This is a genomic window from Mesorhizobium sp. WSM4871 (assembly GCF_055811295.1).
Genome location: NZ_JBVVPU010000004.1, coordinates 321283 through 340780, shown reverse-complemented (window position 1 = coordinate 340780; position 19498 = coordinate 321283). Strand labels below are relative to the sequence as shown.

The window sequence follows — 19498 nt, the reverse complement described above, 5'->3', positions numbered from 1 at the left end:
TCAATGTCAGGGGGTAGGCGAACTCAAGCGTATGATTGATCGGCTGGTTTCACGCTGCCGCGTCGGAGCGATCGCGGCCTAGCGCAGCCTTGCCGTTCTGGGGAATTCCACCACGTCCGCGCCTGGCCGCGTGTACTGGGCCGCGACGATTGTCTCGATCAGAAGATCCAAAGCAGCCCGAACCTCGCTGCTCGTCTCGTCGTCGCCGCGCAGGTAGTGACAGGCTCGTTCCAGGTGGAGGTGTGCGGCGGCAAAGTCGCTTTTCATTAGCTTCTCCTTGTTGCCCGCCGTCCGCCAAGGATGGCCGACCCGCTTTACCCGAAAGCAAATATCCACAGCCGGACTTGAATCAAATTGTCGGTTAACCCGATCTTCACCAGCCTGGCGCGACCATCATTGTCGCGGCCATGTGTGGAGTTCCGCCTCAGGCAACAGACCCGCCCCGGAAAGCTGGGGCGGGTTTTTGCGCGAATGGCGTCGAACACCATGCTGCTGGCCAAAGGCCATGCCGCCGAACACCGCACCGATAATGCGCTGCGCGAAATCGTCACACACCAGCACCGCATGGAGCGCCGCCATGGCTGGCGGCATCCTTACCGGTCGACCGGCTCGTGCTGGTAAAGCTCGTCCATGCTGAGCGTCGCCAGCGCGGCGAAAGGCGCCTGCTTCTTTACCCGGCCGCCGCTGAGGATCACCACGTCGTCGCAGAACGAGATGGTGCTGTGATGATGACTGATGACGATGGTCGTGCGGCGGCCGGCCCTCGACTTCAGCGTCTCGACGATTGCCGCTTCCGACAGTCCATCCACAGCATTGGTGGCTTCGTCGAGGATGAGAATATCGGGATCGCGTACCAGCGCTCTCGCCAGTGCGATCCGCTGCCTCTGTCCCGCTGAAAGGTTGACGCCCCTGTAGCCGACCACCGTCTTGTAGCCTTGCGGCAGATGTTGGATGAACTCATGCGCTTCGGCCAGCCTTGCCGCGCGCTCGGCGTCGGCGGCCGAGGCCGTCTCCTGCCCATAGATTATGTTTTCAAAAATGCTGCCATCAACCAGTTCCAGCTCCTGGCTGGCCAATGCAATCTGCTTCCTCCACTGGCTGGGATCGATCTGGTTCAGTGGCGAGCCGTCCACGAGAATTCTGCCGGCGTCGGGCTCGACGAAACGGCACAGAAGATTGACGATCGTCGTCTTGCCGGCGCCCGAGCGACCGATCAGCGCCGTCGAGCGGCCGCTGCGAATGTCGAACGTCGCCGCATGCAGCACGACCGCGCGCTGGTCCGCGCCAGAATAGGTAAAGGTCACGTCGTCGAAGCTGATTCCCTGATGCAGGCCGTGGAACGGTCCGCTCCCTTGCGGAGGCTCGGGCTTGTCGGACGGATCCAGCATCCACTGAACCTCTTCAAGCGATCCGCTCAGGCCTTGCAGCTGGCTCCAGGCCATTTGCAGGGCCCGCATATAGGGCTGCAGCCTGTAGAGCAGTATGACGAACGCCACGATCAGCGGGAAATTCATATCCGCGAACCAGGCGCCGATCACCACCGCCAGAAACAGCATCGCGTGCAGAACCTCGGTCAGCGGCGGCAACGCTCCCTGACGGGTAAGCAGGACAAAGCCAGCCCGGCGAACCGCGTCGGATGCCTGGTCGAATACCGCCTTCTCGCGCTCCTCCTGTCCGAAAATGCGGATCAGACGTCCGGCATGCACGAGATGGAGCATCTGCGAGGCGAGATTGCTGTTGCGGGAGGCGACGCTACGGCTGGGCGCTTTCAGATTGGCCGACAGCATGGCGTGCGCGATCTGGACCAGAGCCAGCCCCAATGTGACCAGCAATGTCATCTGCCACGACAGCAGCAGCAGAAAAGCCAGCAGGATGATTGCCGCCGATGCGTTGACGATTGCCGCCAGCATGATCTGGATCGCATCCGACGCCCGCCAGGATTCGTTGGAGATGATGTTGAGCAGCCGGCCGGGGCTTTGCTGCAGGAAGAATGGGTAACCCACCTTCAGGAGCTGCTCCGAAAGCGCGCTGCGGATCGAATGACTTGCCTTGCCATGGATGAAGGTCGTCAGCAGCGTGTTGGCGAAGGCGAGAATGTTCTTCAGGAGGATCAAGCCGAGGATGGCGAGCGAAATGACGATCAACCGGTCGCGCTCGCTCAGGTCAGATCCAACATGCTGGAAGACGGCGGAGAAACCGGCCATTCCGGCTTGATCCTGCTGCCCCATGATGATGTTCAGCAAGGGGATGATCAATCCTATGCCGAACCCTTCGAGGGCCGCGCTGGCAAGACCAAGTACCACCACGGCGGGAAGCAGGCGCAGCTGCCTCTTTCCGAGCGCGCGGTACAGCATGGGCAGGCTTGGCGGCAACAGTCGCATTATGGCGTATTCACCCTCGCCTCGGCGTTTGCTTGTCGATCCTGCCGCACTTGCGGCGTCTCTGGTCTTCTCGCCAGCAAAAGCACCGCGAATTTGCCCGCTCCGAGCATATTCATGACGACGATCGGCCAGTGCGACAGCTTGAGTTCGCGATCGAACGCAGGACCCTTCACCAATTCCCGGAAAGCCGCCCTGACGGCCCAGTAGAAATGGCGAAGCAGCCAGGGCGCACGGCGAACATGTTTCAGGCACAGCCCGCCATTGCCCAGGCTATAGTCCCGGTGGAGCTTTTCGATGGCTTTGCGATCGCGCCGGCCGTGATGATGGAACACCGTCATGTCGGGCACATATTCGACCGGGATACCGAGCAGGACCGCACGCACAAGGTAATCCGTATCCTCCGCCGAGCGCAGCGGACCGCCCGCGCCGAACCGCTCGTCGAAAAGTCCGATACGGGCCGCGACATCGTGATGCATCGTCATGTTGCAGCCCAGCACGAAGCCGCCGGGATGGACATCGGGGGTCAGTCGCTCGCGGACCGGCGATCGCTTGATCGTGAACGGCAGATCCCTGGCATCGCCGATCTCGACGCGCCCTCCCCGGATGACCCGTTCCCCAGCCGCATAGTATCGCTGCAAATCGCGCAGATAATCCTTGTGGACTGCGCAATCATCATCGACGAAGACCAGCACACGGCCGCGCGCGCGACCCAGGCCGGCGTTGCGGGCGGCCGCCAATCCGCGTTTTGGCTCGCAAACAGCAGTGAATGGGATGTCGGACATGTCGGCGATGCTGGCCAGGCGTTCCGCCGTGCGGTCGGTCGAGCCATTATCGACAACCACCAGCTCGGCCGCGAAGGCGGGATGGGCGCGGCACGCGGACTGGATCGACTTGATGCAAGGCTCGAGCACGGCGACGCGGTTGCGCGTGGAGACGATGAAGCTGACCTCGGGCACGGGTCCATGCTTCGCCCGGGGATCGGCTGAAAGCGGCGCAAATGTCGTCGAGCGACTGTGCTGCAGAAGTTCGTGTGATTTGCCGGTCATTCTAGCTGAACCGATAGGAAGGCAGAACCGCCGCGGCCGGCACGGACTGCAGATACCGCGACAAGGCGTCCACCTGCCTGGTCGCCGACATCGAGACGAGGCTGAACCGCGGCGCGTAGGCGCCGGCACGCAATGCGTACCGCTCGCGGCGCCGAATGAGGTTCCATTTGGCGGTCCGCGTCAGGAATTCATGCGTCAACGGCGGTTGCATCTCATCCGATATGAGTTGGTAGAGAAAATAGAAAAGATTCAACGCGCCGGCCGCATGGCTCGACCTCGTTTCCGCCGGCAGTCCGGAAATCCTCTCTTCCAGAGCGAGGATCCATCCGGCGGCGCGGCGTACCGTTTCCGTCGAGACAGCATCGCCAACGTCGCGGAGGTCCCGCGTGTTTGGCGTGAGGCCTTCTCGCTCTAGATTCTCGGCCACGATCTTCAAATGTGTCATTCGCATTTCCCGCTTGTGCCGGTTGGTCACGCTGTCGCCATGGATGCGATAGGCGATCAGGTTTTCGGGGATCATGGCCGCCGGATACCGGTCGGCGAGCCGCCTGAAGAGATCGAAATCTTCGGCATACTTGTAGTTTCCGTCGTAATATAGAGTATCGTCCTTTATGACATTCCGATTGAATACGACCGTCGGATGCATGAATATTGTAAAGAACATCGACAATATACGCAGCTGATTATCCTTGAACACAGGGTCAGGCAGGCCCTTGACGATGCGGTTGCCAAGCAGGAAATCGACGCCCGCGCCACACAGGGCGAGGTCGGGCTGCTGCTTGAAGACATCCACCTGGCGCGACAGGCGCCAGGGATAGGCGACATCGTCGGCGTCCATCCGGGCGACCAGTTCGCCCCGCGCCGCAGCCAATCCTTCATTCAAGGTGGCGATGAGGCCACGGTTTTCACGTGAGATGATGGAGATACGATTGTCGGCTTGCCGGCATGTCTGCAGGACCTGCAGTGAATTGTCCGTGGAGCCGTCATCGATCGCGATGATCTCCAGGCGCTCATAGTCCTGCCGCAGGATGCTGCCGAGCGCGGCGGCCAGATACGGTCCGGCATTGTAGATCGGCAGCAGAACGGACACCAAGGGAGCAGCCATGGTCAGCTCCGATCCGTTCGTCGGAGATCGCGTGCCAGGGACGGTTTGCGGCCGTCAAGCGATATACCGGGCGATATCGGGGGATACGCTCCTGCTGCGATCCATCCGGCAGTGCTGCTGCCGCCGCTGACCCGGATGGCGGGGCCGGCTCCCGGAGCGACATAGGGAAAGTGGCGTTTGAGACTGTTGAGCGGCCTTTCGAAAAGCAGCCATGAGACTGAAGCGACGATGACGGTCGCCGTTCCTGCCACCAGAAGCCGCCCCGGCCCTTGCTCCGAGACGTTGACGGGGATCCAGGGCTGGGACTTGACGGCAAGCGACAGGACGATGGGATGGTAGAGATAAAGGCCGTAGCTGATGCGGCCAAGCGCCAGCAGCGGCGGCAGGTCGAGAAGCTTCCCGCGATAACCGCCGAGACCCGGCGAACAGCTGGCGACGACCGCCACGAGCGGCGCGAGCGGGAGGACTTCCAACAACAGCCAGCGGCCCCATTCCTGCACGGATTCTGCCGGCGTCGGGATAAACCATTGCAGGACAAAAAACGCGGCCGCGAACGCCGGCCAGCCAAGTCGCAGCCACTGCGGCAACAGAGCCGTTCCGGTTCGGTGGACGGCAAGCAGCGCACCCACAGCCAGCGCGTCCATCGACGCGGGCGGCAACAGGTCGCGCGCAAGGTTGGGAGCGCCAGTGATCGGCCAGTAGAAGCGATAGGACAGCGACAACAGGATGACGCCAATGCAGATCGCCCCGAGGCGCCGGCGCGGCGCCAGCAGGACAATCAACGGCCAGACGATATAGAACTGCTCCTCGATGCTCAGGCTCCAGAGATGGGCAAGCACCCAGGGCGTCCATTCATTGCGCAATGCGAACCAGAAATTCGACAGATAAAGCGCGTGCCAGGCCAGCGACCCCCTGGATTGCTCCAGGTCCACCAGCCAGACGAAACCCAGCACGGCGAAATAAGGAGGGAATATCCGCAGCGCCCGCCTGACATAGAAGGACTTCAGAGCGGGCAAGGCTTCGAATTCAGCGGCCGCGCGCGCTTCCAGAAGCAGGCGCGTGATCAGAAAGCCGCTCAGCACGAAGAACAGTCGTACGCCGATATGGCCCCAGAACGAAGACCCGCCCGCCGCGAAGAAATGCGAATACATCACCATCGTCACGGCGATGGCCCGCAGCGCGTCCAGTTGCAAATCGCGTCGCATCAGCCGCGCCCGCCAGAAGGATGTCCCCGATGAAATCGCCGATTGGAGGCTAGCGCGGTGCGCTCAAACGGTTCTCCACCGTCCCCTGCCAAACGGCGGGCCAAATTGCGGACTGCGTCAACACAACGCTTCACCAGACCTCCAGGCGACCAGACCTCCAGGCGAGAGGAAATCCCTCTTCCCGAAAGTCATGCCCCTCAAAAGGGGAGAATAGGAGAACAATGGTGCACCGCAACACAAAATGTTAACGATGTTGAAACAGTCGCGTGAGGCGGTCGGCGAAATGCATGAAAACGCCTGATTTGCGCGGATTTCGACAGTTTTACGCCCAGACTTCGCCTGCTCGCTATAGATGCGAGCGTGCTGCAGTGCAGCACACCGGTTGCCGATCAGGACGAAACGGAGGCCCTGCAAAGCAGATGGAGAGAGCGGGACGCCCAATTCAACGCATCCCGCTCTCTCACTCTACGCCGGTTGCAGCTGCCTGCGTGGCAGCGGCGGGAAGGCGATCGCGATCCCCGCGGCGCCCAGCCCGACAAGGGCCGAGCCGATGAACAGCCAGGAATAGTTGGCGTAGGCGTCGAACACCATGCCTCCGGCCAGGGGCCCGAAGGCCATGCCGAGGCTGGACAGCATGGTCGCCGCGCCAAACACCGTACCGAGGATGCGTTGGCCGAAATACTCGCGCGCCAGCACCGCATAGAGCGGCATCACGCCGCCATAGGTGGCGCCGAAGATGACGGCGAGCGTATAGAACTGACCAAGTTCACTGACCGCCAGATAGGCCGCGATCACCACGGCCTGAATCGCCAGCCCCGCGATCAGCACCGGCTTGACGCCCAGCCGGTCGGCAAGCACGCCGTACAACAACCTGCCGCCCAGGCCGGCCAGACCCTCGACGCTGTAGATCGAGACTGCCGCCATCGGTGCCACGCCGCACAGCATGGCATAGCTCACCATGTGGAAGATCGGCCCTGAATGTGCGGCACAGCAGGCAAAGAAAGTCAGCCCAAGAACGATGAATTGCGGCGACAGCAGCGCCTGGCGCACCGACATGCCGGCGCCCTCCGCAACCGGCCCTGAGGCGTCGGCGACAGCTGCTGGCACCGGCGGCTGGCGCACCAGAAGCACCGCCGGCAAAAGCAGCACCCACGCCATCACGCCGATGTCGAACATGGCGGCACGCCAGTCATAGGCCGTGATCAGCCATTGCGCGAAGGGCGAGATCGTCATCGGCGCCACGCCCATGCCGGCCGAGACCAGGGAAACGGCCAGGCTGCGGTTGGTGTCGAACCAGGCGGCGGTCAGCGCGATCATCGGCGTGAAGAAGGCGCTTGCCGCGAGGCCGACGATGACGCCGTAGCTCAGCTGGAAGACGAGAAGCGAGCTGGCGCGGCTCGCCACCACCAGCGCCAGGCCGAGCAGCACCGCGCCGGCCAGCACCACGGGGCGGGCGCCGAAGCGGTCATAGATGGCGCCCCAGGCGAAGCCGCCGAGACCCATCACCAGGAAGTTCAGCGTCATCGCGCTCGATATGCCGGCGCGCGACCAGCCCGTGTCGAGCGCCATCGGTTCGAGGAAGATCGCCAGCGAGAACATCGCGCCGAGCGCGACACAGGTCATCACGGCGCCTGCCGCGACGATGACCCAACGATAGGAAAGGCTCATGCTTTTCTCCCGAGATCGTTTGGACACGGCGCGACTTTTTTTGAGCTTCGTCGCGCCGCTTGCGTCCGAAGGACGATGTCGCTGCATGAAATCCGACAATCCGGTTGCATTTTTTATCCAGTCGGCGAAGGCGCGATTCAATTGCTCCCCCTTGCATTGACGATGCACTGTTCAAAGCTAGATTTCCAACCTTTGCGATCAGGAGGCATCAGTCATGGAACTTCATCGCGGCCGTCTCATCGACCACCTCCAACTTGTGGTCAGGGATCTCAAGGCCAGCCGCCGCTTCTACGAGGGGGTTCTCAAGGTGCTCGATATTCCGATCGGCGGCAGCGCCGAGGATTATTTCTGGGCCGACGAACTGTTCGTCTCGAGCCCCGCCAGCCGGGCGGCCCTGGGCAAGCTGACCGGGCGTCATCACCTGGCCTTCCAAGCCACGGACCGCGCGATGGTCGACGCCTTCCACAAGGCCGGGCTCGAGGCCGGCGGCACGGACAATGGCGCGCCGGGCGAGCGGTCCTACCACCCCGGCTATTATGCCGCCTTCCTGCTCGATCCCGACGGCAACAACATCGAGGCCGTCTTCCACGGGCCGGCAGCGCGCAGCGCCGCTTCGGTGAAGATCACCTTCTGACGACAAGGTGACGAGGAGAATTCAAACCCGAAGAGGTAACGATGACGGACGATGAAAAGGCAATCCGAAAGCTGGTCGAGACGTGGATGAATGCGAGCAAGCGTGGAGACACAGCGACCGTGCTGAGCTTGATGACGGACGACGCGATCTTCATGGTTCCCGGCCGGGAGCCCTTCGACAAGGAGATCTTCGCGGCGGCCGCGCAGGAGATGGCCGGCGTTCAGCTCGACGGGACAAACGAGATCGTGGAGTTGCAGCTTCTCGGCGATTGGGCCTTCATGCGCGGTCGCATCGTTATGACCGCGACGCCGCCGAACGGCGAGCCGGTGCGTCGATCAGGATATACGCTGACGCTCCTGCGCAAGGAGGCGGATGGCCAATGGCGGCTGGCCCGCGATGCGAACCTCTTGACCGCGCAAGGCTAATCCTCCTCAGGAATGCCTCCTACGCCGGTTCGCGCTTCAGCGCCTGCGCCATGCAGTGGATGCCGCCGCCGGTCTTGGAGATTTCGCTCATGTCGACGGCCGCCACCTCGAAGCCGCGCGCCTTGAGCTGGCCGATCAGCGTCTGGCTCGAGGTCGGCGCGATCACCCGATCCTTGCCGAGCGACATGAAGTTGCAGCCGAGCGCCATCGTATCCTGGAACGGCACGTCGATGATCTCGTGACCCTTGCCCTTCAGCCAGTCGACGATGCCGGGCTCGGTGCAGGCAAGGCAGACGGCGGTCAGCTTTTCGGCGATCGGCACCACCATCAGGTCGATATGGACGTAATATTCATCGATGAAGGCGATGCGGGTTTCCCACCCCTCCTTGTCGAACCAGGCCTGCACCTGGCGCGCGCCCTCCTCCTGCGTACGGGCGCCGCCGCAGCCGATCAACACCACGCCCTCCTCGATGACGTTGAAGTCGCCGCCCTCGAAGGTGCCGGCGGTGACCATGTCGTAGATCGGGATACCGAGTTTTTCATAGGTGCGGATCGCCGCGTAGTTCTCGCCGCGCCGCCACCACTGGGACATCGCGGTGATGATGGCGCCGTAGGGCGTCATGACGCTGGAATCGCGCGAGTAGACCTGCATCGGCAGTTCCGGCGTCGGCTCGTGCCAGTGGATGTTGACGCCAAAATGCTCATAGGCGGCGACCAGGTCCTTGTGCTGCGCCTGCGCGATCTGGACATTGCAGGGCGCCTCGCGCAGATGTTTTCGCGACAGCGAACTGGTCGAAAGATGACGCAGGAAATTGGGCGAGCCGAGCAGGACGTCGGTAAGCACGTCGGTCTCGTTGGCGAAGCCCCAGCTGGTCAGCGGCGTGGTGCCGCCGGCCGGGTTGCGGCGCTGCAGCGAAAACGGTTCTGCGACGATGCGGTCATGGACGGTCATGGGTTTCTCCTCGTGAGGCAGCATGGGGTGATTGGTTGCTTGGGATCCACCAGTCGCGCCCGCGCGCGGTGGTGACATATTCCGGCCAGCGAAAGCCGATCGGCGGTTGGTAGTCGCAGAGCGGCGCGATCCAGTTCGACCCGCCGACGCCGCCGCCGGTGCGGCTGACGAATTCACCCATCGCCGCCTCGCGGGCGGCTTCGTCTTCCAGCAGGCGCAGTGCCGCGAGCGCGACGGTCTTCGCCGCGCAAGAGACCATCGGATCGATGGTCTCGGGAATGCCGCCCAGCGCATTCATCGCCCAGGCAGGATAGGCGTGACCGTTCTCCGAGCGCAGCGCCGGGCGGGCGACATAGAAGCGGGCTGTCGGTGTGTGCCACGACATGTCGGTGTAATCGTCGGACGTCGAATTCACCTGCGACGGCGCCAGGTCGCGGCGCAGGATCGCTTCCGCCTCGCGCGGTTCGATCAGCCGCTCCAGTTCCTCGATGAAGGGCTCCTCGCTCGCCACCCCACCGGCATTGATCTGGATTTCGCGGGCAATTGTCTTCGCGGTCTCGTCCCAGTGCGGCGGCCCGACTGCCGACAGCGCCTCATAGGCGATCGTTGCCATGGCATGGTTGGCGAGCCCCGGCCGCGACTTCGACACCCAGTGCCGCTCGTGGCGGCAGCCGCTCATTTTCGCTGCCGCCTCGGCGTTGCGGTCGAGCACGGCGGTCACCTGCTCGGCCATGGCAAGCGTTGGCACGCGGATCATGTACTGGATCTCGGCGAGTCCCGCCGGCAGATTGTCGGCCGTCGCCTGCCCGGCCGTCAGGATCGCCTCGCTGATCGACCAGCCGCCCTGATGCGGCAGCATGGAGTCGCGCAGCGTTTTCGAGGCCATGTACATCGTGAAAAGCGCATCATTGGCGCCAGGCGCCCGCACCGCCGAATGCGCCTGCGGGATCGGCGCGCCATCGCTTGCGCGAACCCAATTTTCGGGTTCGTCGCAGATGAAGCGATAGATCATCGCATAGGCGGCGCCGCAATGCGTGTCCCAGCGCGCCGTGTTGCAGAGCGGCAGCATGTAGAAGGGGTGGAAGGAGATCATGCCGGCAAGGCCGTTATAATAGCCCTTCGCCGCATGGATCGGTTTCGATCCCCGCACCTTCTCGGCCGGCTCGCCGGTGAAGCGCAGCGTGCCCGATATATCGTGGCGCTGCATTGCTGCCTTCACCGCCAGCAGACCGCCAAGACTGGCAATGCCGAGGCCCGAATGCGGGTCGGTGTGGCCGCCGGCCTCGCAGCCCAGGCCGGGCCGCGGCCGTTTCACCGTCGTCGCATCCTGGCAATTGCCCGGCACCGCGTCATATTCGGCGTACATGCCGATGGTCGGACCGGCGCCGTTGGTCCAGTGGGCGCAGAAGGCGGTCGGCATGCCGCCCGACGCCTCCTCGACGGAAAAGCCCTCGTATTTCAGCCGCTCGACATACCAGGCGGCGGACTGGTATTCGCGCCATGCGGTCTCGCCGAAGTCGAAGATGATCCGCGTCCATGCCGACAGCAGCGGCTGGATGTCGTCCAGACAGGCAAGTGCGGTCGCTTGCGCCGGGGTCATCGGTTTCTCCATGATCGGAAGAAAGCAGTGAAGCGCCTCGCAAGAAAGTGATATGTTTTTCCGGCTTATGCAAATTCGGTTCACCTGAGGCCCCTTGCGAATACCCTCGACCCAGGCATTGCGTGCCCTCGACAGCTTTGCCCGCCACGGCAGTGTATGGCGCGCGGCGGACGAACTGCACCTCACCCGCAGCGCCGTCTCCCATCAGCTTCGCCTGCTCGAACGCGACCTCGGCTTCGATTTGCTCGAGCGCGTCGGCAAGGGCGTCGCGCTGACGCCGCGCGGCCAGCGCTATGCCAGCGACGTGCGCAAGGCCCTCACCGTGCTGGGCGACGCAGTCAGCCGCCATGCCGGCACCGGTGTCGGCGGCTCGTTCAGCGTCAGTTGCACGCCGGGCTTCGCCTCGCTGTTTTTGTGCACCCATATCGGCGAGTTCCGGCAAATGTACCCCGATGTCGCGCTGCGCATCCTGACGCCCAGGCGCCTTGACGATGTCAGCAATGCCGATGCCGACGCCTTCATTGCTTTCGGCGTCGGCAACTGGCCGAACCGGGCGGCCGAGCTGTTGTGCGAAATCTCCTTCACGCCGCTCTGCAGCCCGACGCTGCTCAACAAGGTCGGCGGCTTTTCCAAGCCGGCCGACGTGCTGCGCGCCAATCTCCTGCATCTCGGCGACACCGAGGACTGGGCGCGCTGGCTGGCGCTGTCCAAGGTCGAGAACCCGGACCCGGAAAGCGGCATCTTCTTTTCCGACATGAACCTGGTCTTTTCGGCGGCGATCGCCGGCCAGGGCATCGCCATGGGCGACGAATTGACCAGCCGCCGGGCGCTGAGCGAAGGCCGGCTGGTTCGCCCCTTCGACACCGCGATCAAATCGCCGCGCTCGTATTTCCTGGTGTCAGAGCATGCGAAGGCGGCGCATCCCGTGCTGGATGCGTTCAGCGGGTGGTTGAGGTCGAAGCTCTCGGAGAATAGCTAATCTCCCCCCTCGAGGGGGAGATGGCCGGCAGGCCAGAGGGGGTCGGTCCGACCGGGCTCGGCCCGGTCTGGCTTTCAAAGAAAGAGGAAGTCGCGCTTCACGCGAGGCGACCCCCTCTGTCGCCTTCGGCGACATCTCCCCCTCGAGGGGGGAGATCAGCAGCGCCACCTCGCCATAGATGAATCAAATTTGCCGATGCGGCGAAAACTATTCGGTTGCGGTGAGCCGCCGGCCTGCCCTACGATTTACCCCAGCGTGAGGACAAAGGCAGGATGCAGCAACCCGGCCGGGCCGCAGAGATCAAGGCAATCGGGATCGGCAAGAGCTTCGGCTCGTTCCGTGCGCTGGACGATCTGACGCTCGATATCGGCCGCGGCGAGTTCCTGACGCTGCTTGGGCCGTCCGGTTCGGGCAAGACCACCTTCCTGATGATCCTGGCCGGCTTCGTACAGCCGAGCGACGGCCGCCTGTTCAGCGACGGCGTCGACATCACCGAACGGCCGGCCGAGCAGCGCGCCGCCGGCATGGTGTTCCAGGGCTATGCGCTGTTCCCGCATATGTCGGTCGAGGCCAACATCGCCTTCCCGCTCAAGGTGCGCAAGAAATCGGCCGCCGATATCAAGCGGCGCGTCGGCGAGATGATCGAGCGCGTCGGGCTGAGGGGCCATGAGAAGAAACTGCCGGCCCAGCTTTCCGGCGGCCAGCAGCAGCGCGTGGCGCTGGCGCGTGCGCTGGTGTTCGAGCCGGGCGTGCTGTTGCTCGACGAGCCGTTCTCGGCGCTGGACAAGAGCCTGCGCGGCCAGATGCAGGCCGAGATGAAGCGGCTGCACCAGGAGACCGGCACGACCTTCGTCTTCGTCACCCACGACCAGAGCGAAGCGCTGGCGCTGTCGTCGCGCGTCGCCATCTTCAACCACGGCAAATTGCTGCAGGTAGGCAGGCCCGACGAGGTTTATGATCGGCCGGCCAACCGCTTCGTCGCCGAGTTCCTCGGCGAGATCAACATGCTGCCGCTGAAAGGCGTGCGCAGCGCCGATAACGGCACGACCGGCCTCTGCGAAGACCGCGCGGTCAGCCTGCGCGGCAATGCCGGCGCTGTCGGCGGCAACGCCATCCTGGCGATCCGGCCCGAGCATATGTCGATCGCGCGCGAAGCGGCGGCGGGCGAGAACGGCATCGCCGCCACGGCGATCGCCTCCACTTATCTGGGTGCAGCGACGCGGCTCGATTTGACGACGCGCCATGGCGCCAAGGTGACCGTATCGGTGCCGAACGAGGTCGCCGCGGCGGCGCTCAGCAAGGGCAATTCGGTCTGGCTGACCTGGCCGGCGGAAAAAGGTTTCCTCCTTCCGGACGGAGGACAATGACGATTTGCGAATCTTCAGGTGATGAAACCGGGATTCGCGCTAACTACCGGAACAACCAACGACAAAAAGGGGAACTGACATGACGAACGAAACCAAGAAACACTCCATCGAGATGCTGTCCGCCAGGGCAGCGCGCGGCGAGATCTCGCGCCGCCAGTTCACGCAGCTCGCGGCACTGGTTCTTGCCGGCACGCCGATGCTGCTGCGCTCGACCGGCGCCTTCGCGCAAGCCAAGGAGCTGGTGCTGGTCAACTGGGGCGGCGACGCCATCACGGCTTACGACGCCGCCTACGGCCAGGCCTTCACCAAGGAGACCGGCATCACCGTCAAGATGGATGGTTCCGGGCCGACCGAGGGCGCCATCGCGGCGCAGTTCAAGAGCGGCGCGCCGACCTGGGACCTCGTCGACGTCGACCCGTTCTCGGCGATCACGCTCGGCGCCCAGGGCGCGCTGGAGCCGATCGACTACGCGGTCGTCGACAAGAAGAAGATGCGCGAGGGCTTTGGCTGGGAATACGCCGCCTCGACCTATTTCTTCTCCTATGTCATCGCCTACGACGCCGAGAAATACGGCAGCAACGCGCCGACCGGCATGGCCGATTTCTTCGACGTCGCGAAATTCCCCGGCAAGCGCTCGCTCTACAAATGGGGCGTGTCGAGCTGGGAAGCAGCCCTGCTCGCCGACGGCATTGCGCCTGCCTCGCTCTACCCGCTCGATCTCAAGCGCGCGCATGACAAGATTGCCGCCTTCAAGGAGAATGTCGTGGCCTATTGGGGCGGCGGCGCCGAGAGCCAGAGCGTGCTGCTCAATGGCGAGGCCTCGATGGCTATCGTCTGGTCGACCCGCGCTTCGCTGATCGAGCAGGATTCCGGCGGCAAGATCAAGTTCATCTGGGACCAGGGCCTGATCTCGCCCGGTGCGCTGGCCGTGCTCAAGAACAATCCCGGCGGCAAGGACGCGGCGATGAAGTTCATCGCCAGCGCCCAGGATCCGGAAAAGCAGCTCATCATGTTCGACAAGCTCGGCCAGGGCCCGGCCAACCCGGCGGCGGATGCGCTGATCCCCGCCGACAAAAAGCGCATCAACCCGGTCGATCCCGAAAACATGAAGAAGCAGATCGCGCTCGACATGGAGTGGTACGCCAAGAACTACGGTCCGGCGCTCGACGAGTACACCAAGATCATCTCCGCCTGATCGGGGCGGATCACCGGACCAAGATGAGAGCGTATCTCTCCGACAGGATGGGCGCGGCGGTGCTGATGGCGCCGCTGCTCCTGTTTCTCGTGATTGCCTATGCCTGGCCGTTCCTCGGTGTCGTCAAATGGAGTTTTACCCTGCCGACGCCGGGGCTCGGGCAATACAACGCGCTGCTCACCGACGATTTGGTGCAGTCGGTGTTCATTCGCACGCTGCGCATCGCCGCCATCGTCACCGTCGTTTCAGTCACTGCGGCCTATGCCATCACCGTAGTCTGGGTGCGCGGCACGCCGGCGCAGCGCGTGATCGCCGAATTCTGCATTCTCGTCCCGTTCTGGATTTCGGTGCTGACCCGCGCCTTCGGCTGGGTGGCGCTTCTGTCCAATCGCGGCCTGATCAACACCTCGCTGCAGGGAATAGGCTTCATCTCCGAACCGCTGGCGCTGGTGCGCAACGAGTTCGGCGTCATCGTCGGCATGACGCATTTCCTCATTCCCTTCGCCGTCTTCCCGCTGGCCTCGTCCATGCGCAGCCTCGACGACCGCGTGCTGCTCGCGGCGCGCGGGCTGGGCTCCAGCCGCATGCGCACCTTCTGGTCGGTCTTCGTGCCGATGACGCGCTCCGGCATCATCGGCTCGGCGATGATCGTCTTCGTCTTCTCACTGGGCTTCTTCGTCACGCCGGCGATCCTCGGCGGCGGCCGCAGCGTGATGATCGCCGAGCTGATCTATCTGCGCATCTTCCAGAGCCCGGACTGGGGCCTGGGTGCGGCGATCAGCGTGGTGCTGGTGCTGTTCGTCGGCGCGCTGATGGCGCTGCTGTTCCGCTATGTCAGACCAAAGCAGTTGATCTGATGCCCACCTATCGCCCCGGTCCCGTCTCGCTGGTCCTCGCCGCCCTGGTGGCGCTGTTCCTGCTGCTGCCGCTGCTTGCCGTCATCCCGGTGTCGCTGACGCCGAGCCGCATGCTGGCGATGCCGTCGGGCGAACTGTCGCTGCGCCACTACCGGGCATTGATCGAGGATCCGCGCTGGATCCAGTCGATCCTGCTCTCGATCCGGATCGGCATCGTCAGCAGCGCCTTTTCGACCGTGCTGGCGCTCTGCTTCAGCCTCGGCGTCTGGATGTTCCAGCCGCGCTTCACCGCCACGCTTGTCGGCTTCGTGCTGCTGCCGATGGTGGTGCCGCCGGTGGTTTCGGCGATCACGCTCTACTTCCTGCTCACCTCGATTTCGGGCTTCAGCTCGTTCTTCGGCTACGACACCTGGCTCGGCGTCGCCATGGCGCATGCGGTGATGACGGTGCCCTTCGCCACCGTGCTGATCCTGGTCTCGCTCAGCCAGCTAGACCGCCGCATCGACCTCGCCGCGCGTGGCCTGGGAGCCACGGTGTGGGAGCGCGCCACGCGCATCATCATGCCCAACATCAAATTCGGCATCATCACCGCGGCCTTGTTGTCCTTCGTGCTGTCCTGGGAAGAGATCGGCGTCACCCTGTTTATCACCTCGGTCAACGCCATCACCCTGCCCCGGCTGATGTGGATGGGCCTGCGCGACAACATCGACCCGGCGATCGCCGCGCTCTCGGTGATCCTTATCATCATCACCGTTCTGGTGCTGGCGGTGCGCAGCGTCGTGGTCAGGCTGCGTGGGGCGAACTAGGCCGTGAACTCATATAATGCGGATGGCCGAGATTGGGTGGACGACGGCCTGCCCGTTTCTTGTGCTCGAAAGGGACAGGCCGCCGTCAGAGGGCGCTACTTCAACGGCAGAAAAAGTTCCGCGACCGCCTCATGCTCCGGCACCTCCGGGAAGAAGCTCAGCCGCTGGCAATAGATCGGGAAGTCGCGTGCTTCCTCGCCGCTGGCCGGAAGCCAGTCGCGATAAAGGTAGAGCGCGGCGGGTTCCAGATTGTGGGTGTTGCCGACGACACGCAGCACCGCGCAGCGTCCGCCAGGGATTTCGCCGGCTTTGACCTGCTCGCCGTTCGCTTCGATCGGTTGGTCGGTCCCCACACAAAGGTCCATGCTATAATCGGCAGCCGACGCAGGACGCCGCTCGGAACGCCAGACATTGAAGGTCGGACTTGTCCTGGGGTGCAAGCCTGCGGCCTTGCGCCAGGCGATGAACCGCTGGATGGTGGCGCCGATCGTCGCCGGGTCGCCCCGGTGCTCCAGGATCGCCACCGGCGTCGGGGGCACGTCGCGAATCATCACGTCGTCAGCGGTAAAAGTCTTCTGCATCAGCAGGCTCCTCGCATTGTCGAAAGGCCCGAAGGCCGCAAGCCACGGCTCCCAGTCGGGAGACTTCCGGAACGACGAAGGCGATTGCCCGAACCGTTGCCGAAAGGCGCGGGCGAAGGCGTCCGGTGCATCGTAACCGGCATCCATCGCTATATCAGTGACGCTTTGGGCGTCCATGTAGGCCAGCCGGTACGAAGCGCGCTTCATGCGGGCAAGCTGGACATAGCGATGCACGGACAACCCGAAGGTGGACATGAACTGTCGGTGGAAATGGTATTTCGAGAACGCCGCGACGCCGCTCAACGCTTCCAAGCCCAGATCGTCGTCCAGATGCTGGTCTATGTGGTCCAGCACCCGCTGCATTCGGGCATGGTAGTTTTCAAGTGCCGCCTTCATCGTCTCTTCGTCTTCCCCGTGGCGACACCAGCTAGGCCATTCCGGATATGTCGCGCTCGACCGATCTTGCGATTTGGCATGGATCAACAGGCGTCTGGCGACAATGGCTACAGCAAGCCCGATCTACGGTTGAACGGCGGAACATGGGTTGCTTTCCGACTGCGCGTGGCAGGCACCAGACCGATGGCGAAGGCCGCCTTCGTAACGCATTCGATGTTAAGGACAATCCACGATAATCCCGACAGCCGTGTGAAAGGCGTCACGGAAGACCGGCGCCGCCTACATTACCCAGCGTCATGGGAAACCTGCCGCTCGTGACATTCGCCTTCGTAGCCATGCTGGGTATGGCGGTTCCAGGACCAGATGTCGTTCTCGCCATCACCAATGGCTCGCGCTATGGCGTCAGACATGCCTTCTTCGGCATGGCCGGCGTAGTGCTCTCGGACTTCGTCCTCATCTGCATGGTGGGGCTCGGCTTCGCAGCACTTCTCGTGGCTTCCGAATTCTATCTTTCCGCCGTGAGGATGATCGGCGCCTTCTATCTGATCTTCATCGCCGTTGGCGTGCTTCGCGCTTCCGAAGCGCCCCGACATGGATTCGACCTAAGCCTGCCCGACAAAGGGCACTCGACCAAGGGAGTCATTCTGCGCTGTTTCATGGTCGCGGTCACAAATCCAGGGGCCTGGCTGTTCTTCCCCGCCATCCTCCCATCTTTTATCGACACCAATGAGCCGATCGCGATTCAATACGCGGTTCTGGCCATCATTGCCGCAGTGGCGGATGTCTCTGTTCTGATGCTTTACGCTACTCTTGGTTCGCGGGCCGCGGCACTTCTGGCTGGCCCCAACGCCATGTGGATCGACCGGCTCTACGGTATCACGCTGCTTGGCCTTTCAAGCGTCCTGATCCTGCAATCTCTCGGCCATCTCTGAGGTATCCCGCAAAGTGCCGCAAGGCTGTCAGAATCCGACTGGCAGTCGGTATGGCTTCACGCCGTGAAGAACTCTAGGAGGGCGACTGCCGTCTCAGTGGGGTTTTCCTCCGGGAAAAAGTGCCCACCCTTGACCGGATGGCCTTCGACCTTGTCGGCCCATTGCCGCCAGATCGCCAGCGGCCCGCCCTCACCCGCATACCAGTTCTCCAGTCCGCCCTCGCTGCTCCACAGTGCAAGCAGCGGGCAAGCGATGCGCCGGCTCTCAGCCTGATCCAGCGCGTCATGCTCGCGGTCGATAGTCGCGGCCGCGCGATACTCCTCGCAAATGGCGTGGACATGGTCGGGATCGCTCAACGCTTCGATATAAGCCGCCCTGACTTCAGCGGGAAAAGCGTCCACTGCCGAACCCCATTGCGCAATCGCATTGTCGACGATCGCATCGGGCGCGGCCGCCATCATGCGTTCCGGCAACGGCTCCGGCTGCGCGAGCAGGCTCCACGGCCAGAAGCCGAGTGCCAGCCTGGCATCGGCGCGATCCCAGGCGGCGGCGGTAGGGATGACATCGAGAACGGCGATCTTCGACACCTGATCGGGATGATCGAGCGCCAGCCGGTAGGCGACACGGCCGCCGCGATCATGCCCGGCAATCAAGAAGCGCTCGAAGCCCAGTCGGTTCACGACTTGCACCATGTCCCTAGCCATGGTTCGTTTGGAATAAGGCGTATGATCGGCGGCGGATGCCGGACAGCCGCTTTGCCCGTAGCCCCTGAGATCGGCCGCGACCACGGTGAAGCGCGACGCCAGCGCCGTGGCGATATCCCGCCACATCAGATGGGTTTCGGGAAAGCCATGGAGAAGCAGCACTGGCGGGCCGGCTCCACCGACCCTGACGAAGATCGACGTGTCCTCCACCTTCACGCTGCTCGCCTCGAAGCCCGAAAACATCACGCGTCTCAGCTATCGCCTGCGTCCCGCGGCTCCAGCGTGCCGTGGCTGGAGCGGATACGGAGCACTTGCACACTCGTAGGCAGTTCGATCAGGAACTCCTTGTCCCGGTCCAGATGGTGGATGCTCTCCGGATCGCCGCCGGTGAACGCGGCCATCGCCTCGACGCTCTCCCAATAGGAGATCGTCATGAATTCCGAATAAGTGGACGTGTCCTCGCGAAATGTCTGGACCCCGAGCGCCTTGACGATCAGCGGCTTGATGCCGGCTTCGTAATTGTAGCTCTCGTAAGCGTCGGCCTTCTCGGGCAGGGTTCTGCCACGCCAGATGCGGGCGATGGTTGGAGTTTTCGGTGTCATCATCGATGAACAGCTTCCAGTGTCGTCACCGATAAACAATTTTCCGTGTCATCACCGATAAAC

Annotated in this window: 20 protein-coding genes; 8 read left to right on the top strand and 12 right to left on the bottom strand. The window is 63.4% G+C overall.

What is annotated here, in order from left to right; genetic code table 11:
* Positions 1 to 78: 78 nt before the first annotated feature.
* The 7 genes from AC0L2H_RS10930 to AC0L2H_RS10900 form a co-directional block, all read right to left on the bottom strand.
* The gene (locus AC0L2H_RS10930) at positions 79 to 267 is read right to left on the bottom strand and encodes a hypothetical protein (RefSeq protein WP_473590202.1); all 189 of its coding nucleotides are present in this window, start codon (positions 265 to 267) and stop codon (positions 79 to 81) included.
* A 126-nt stretch (positions 268 to 393) separates the two neighbouring features.
* Positions 394 to 579, bottom strand: a complete 186-nt coding sequence (locus AC0L2H_RS10925) for a hypothetical protein (protein WP_473590201.1) — start codon at positions 577 to 579, stop codon at positions 394 to 396.
* Positions 580 to 593: 14 nt separating this feature from the next.
* Positions 594 to 2381 (bottom strand): ABC transporter ATP-binding protein, encoded by a 1788-nt coding sequence (locus AC0L2H_RS10920; protein WP_473590200.1) that lies wholly within the window; start codon positions 2379 to 2381, stop codon positions 594 to 596.
* The gene (locus AC0L2H_RS10915) at positions 2381 to 3427 is read right to left on the bottom strand and encodes a glycosyltransferase family 2 protein (RefSeq protein WP_473590199.1); all 1047 of its coding nucleotides are present in this window, start codon (positions 3425 to 3427) and stop codon (positions 2381 to 2383) included. The genes AC0L2H_RS10920 and AC0L2H_RS10915 overlap by 1 nt, the downstream gene beginning before the upstream one ends.
* A 1-nt stretch (position 3428) precedes the next feature.
* Complete coding sequence (locus tag AC0L2H_RS10910) at positions 3429 to 4532, bottom strand: glycosyltransferase family 2 protein (protein ID WP_473590198.1); 1104 nt, start codon at positions 4530 to 4532, stop codon at positions 3429 to 3431.
* A 2-nt stretch (positions 4533 to 4534) separates the two neighbouring features.
* Entirely contained in the window at positions 4535 to 5737 is a 1203-nt protein-coding gene (locus AC0L2H_RS10905; protein WP_473590197.1) for an acyltransferase family protein, read from the bottom strand.
* Positions 5738 to 6202: 465 nt separating this feature from the next.
* Positions 6203 to 7405: an MFS transporter gene (locus AC0L2H_RS10900; protein WP_473590196.1), complete on the bottom strand. Its 1203-nt coding sequence runs from the start codon at positions 7403 to 7405 to the stop codon at positions 6203 to 6205.
* A 214-nt stretch (positions 7406 to 7619) separates the two neighbouring features.
* Here AC0L2H_RS10900 and AC0L2H_RS10895 point away from each other — a divergent pair, with 214 nt between their 5' ends.
* Together AC0L2H_RS10895 and AC0L2H_RS10890 are read left to right on the top strand one after the other, a co-directional pair.
* Entirely contained in the window at positions 7620 to 8039 is a 420-nt protein-coding gene (locus AC0L2H_RS10895) for a VOC family protein (protein ID WP_473590195.1), read from the top strand.
* 41 nt (positions 8040 to 8080) lie between these two features.
* Positions 8081 to 8464: a YybH family protein gene (locus tag AC0L2H_RS10890; RefSeq protein ID WP_473590194.1), complete on the top strand. Its 384-nt coding sequence runs from the start codon at positions 8081 to 8083 to the stop codon at positions 8462 to 8464.
* A gap of 19 nt (positions 8465 to 8483) precedes the next feature.
* Here the strand turns inward: AC0L2H_RS10890 and AC0L2H_RS10885 are convergent, their stop codons facing one another.
* A complete protein-coding gene (locus tag AC0L2H_RS10885) occupies positions 8484 to 9416 on the bottom strand; it encodes a dimethylarginine dimethylaminohydrolase family protein (RefSeq protein WP_107650971.1) in 933 nt (310 codons plus the stop codon).
* Positions 9403 to 11016: a zinc-binding metallopeptidase family protein gene (locus AC0L2H_RS10880; RefSeq protein WP_473590193.1), complete on the bottom strand. Its 1614-nt coding sequence runs from the start codon at positions 11014 to 11016 to the stop codon at positions 9403 to 9405. The genes AC0L2H_RS10885 and AC0L2H_RS10880 overlap by 14 nt, the downstream gene beginning before the upstream one ends.
* A 94-nt stretch (positions 11017 to 11110) precedes the next feature.
* Between AC0L2H_RS10880 and AC0L2H_RS10875 the strand changes: the two genes are divergently transcribed.
* From AC0L2H_RS10875 to AC0L2H_RS10855, 5 genes are all read left to right on the top strand, one after another.
* Positions 11111 to 11995, top strand: a complete 885-nt coding sequence (locus tag AC0L2H_RS10875; RefSeq protein ID WP_473590192.1) for a LysR substrate-binding domain-containing protein — start codon at positions 11111 to 11113, stop codon at positions 11993 to 11995.
* A 272-nt stretch (positions 11996 to 12267) separates the two neighbouring features.
* Positions 12268 to 13362 carry an ABC transporter ATP-binding protein gene (locus AC0L2H_RS10870; protein WP_473590191.1) on the top strand — a complete coding sequence of 365 codons (1095 nt, stop codon included), beginning with the start codon at positions 12268 to 12270 and terminating at the stop codon, positions 13360 to 13362.
* Between the two features lie 79 nt (positions 13363 to 13441).
* Positions 13442 to 14557 (top strand): ABC transporter substrate-binding protein, encoded by a 1116-nt coding sequence (locus AC0L2H_RS10865; RefSeq protein WP_473590190.1) that lies wholly within the window; start codon positions 13442 to 13444, stop codon positions 14555 to 14557.
* Between the two features lie 23 nt (positions 14558 to 14580).
* On the top strand, positions 14581 to 15414 hold the full coding sequence (locus AC0L2H_RS10860; protein ID WP_473590189.1) for an ABC transporter permease: 834 nt from the start codon (positions 14581 to 14583) through the stop codon (positions 15412 to 15414).
* Entirely contained in the window at positions 15414 to 16220 is an 807-nt protein-coding gene (locus AC0L2H_RS10855) for an ABC transporter permease (protein ID WP_473590188.1), read from the top strand. The genes AC0L2H_RS10860 and AC0L2H_RS10855 overlap by 1 nt, the downstream gene beginning before the upstream one ends.
* A gap of 95 nt (positions 16221 to 16315) precedes the next feature.
* Here the strand turns inward: AC0L2H_RS10855 and AC0L2H_RS10850 are convergent, their stop codons facing one another.
* A complete protein-coding gene (locus tag AC0L2H_RS10850) occupies positions 16316 to 17197 on the bottom strand; it encodes an AraC family transcriptional regulator (protein WP_473590187.1) in 882 nt (293 codons plus the stop codon).
* 314 nt (positions 17198 to 17511) lie between these two features.
* Between AC0L2H_RS10850 and AC0L2H_RS10845 the strand changes: the two genes are divergently transcribed.
* On the top strand, positions 17512 to 18129 hold the full coding sequence (locus AC0L2H_RS10845; protein WP_473590186.1) for a LysE family translocator: 618 nt from the start codon (positions 17512 to 17514) through the stop codon (positions 18127 to 18129).
* 56 nt (positions 18130 to 18185) lie between these two features.
* Here the strand turns inward: AC0L2H_RS10845 and AC0L2H_RS10840 are convergent, their stop codons facing one another.
* A complete protein-coding gene (locus tag AC0L2H_RS10840; protein ID WP_473590185.1) occupies positions 18186 to 19076 on the bottom strand; it encodes an alpha/beta fold hydrolase in 891 nt (296 codons plus the stop codon).
* A gap of 8 nt (positions 19077 to 19084) precedes the next feature.
* Positions 19085 to 19435: an antibiotic biosynthesis monooxygenase family protein gene (locus AC0L2H_RS10835; RefSeq protein ID WP_473590374.1), complete on the bottom strand. Its 351-nt coding sequence runs from the start codon at positions 19433 to 19435 to the stop codon at positions 19085 to 19087.
* Positions 19436 to 19498 lie beyond the last annotated feature (63 nt).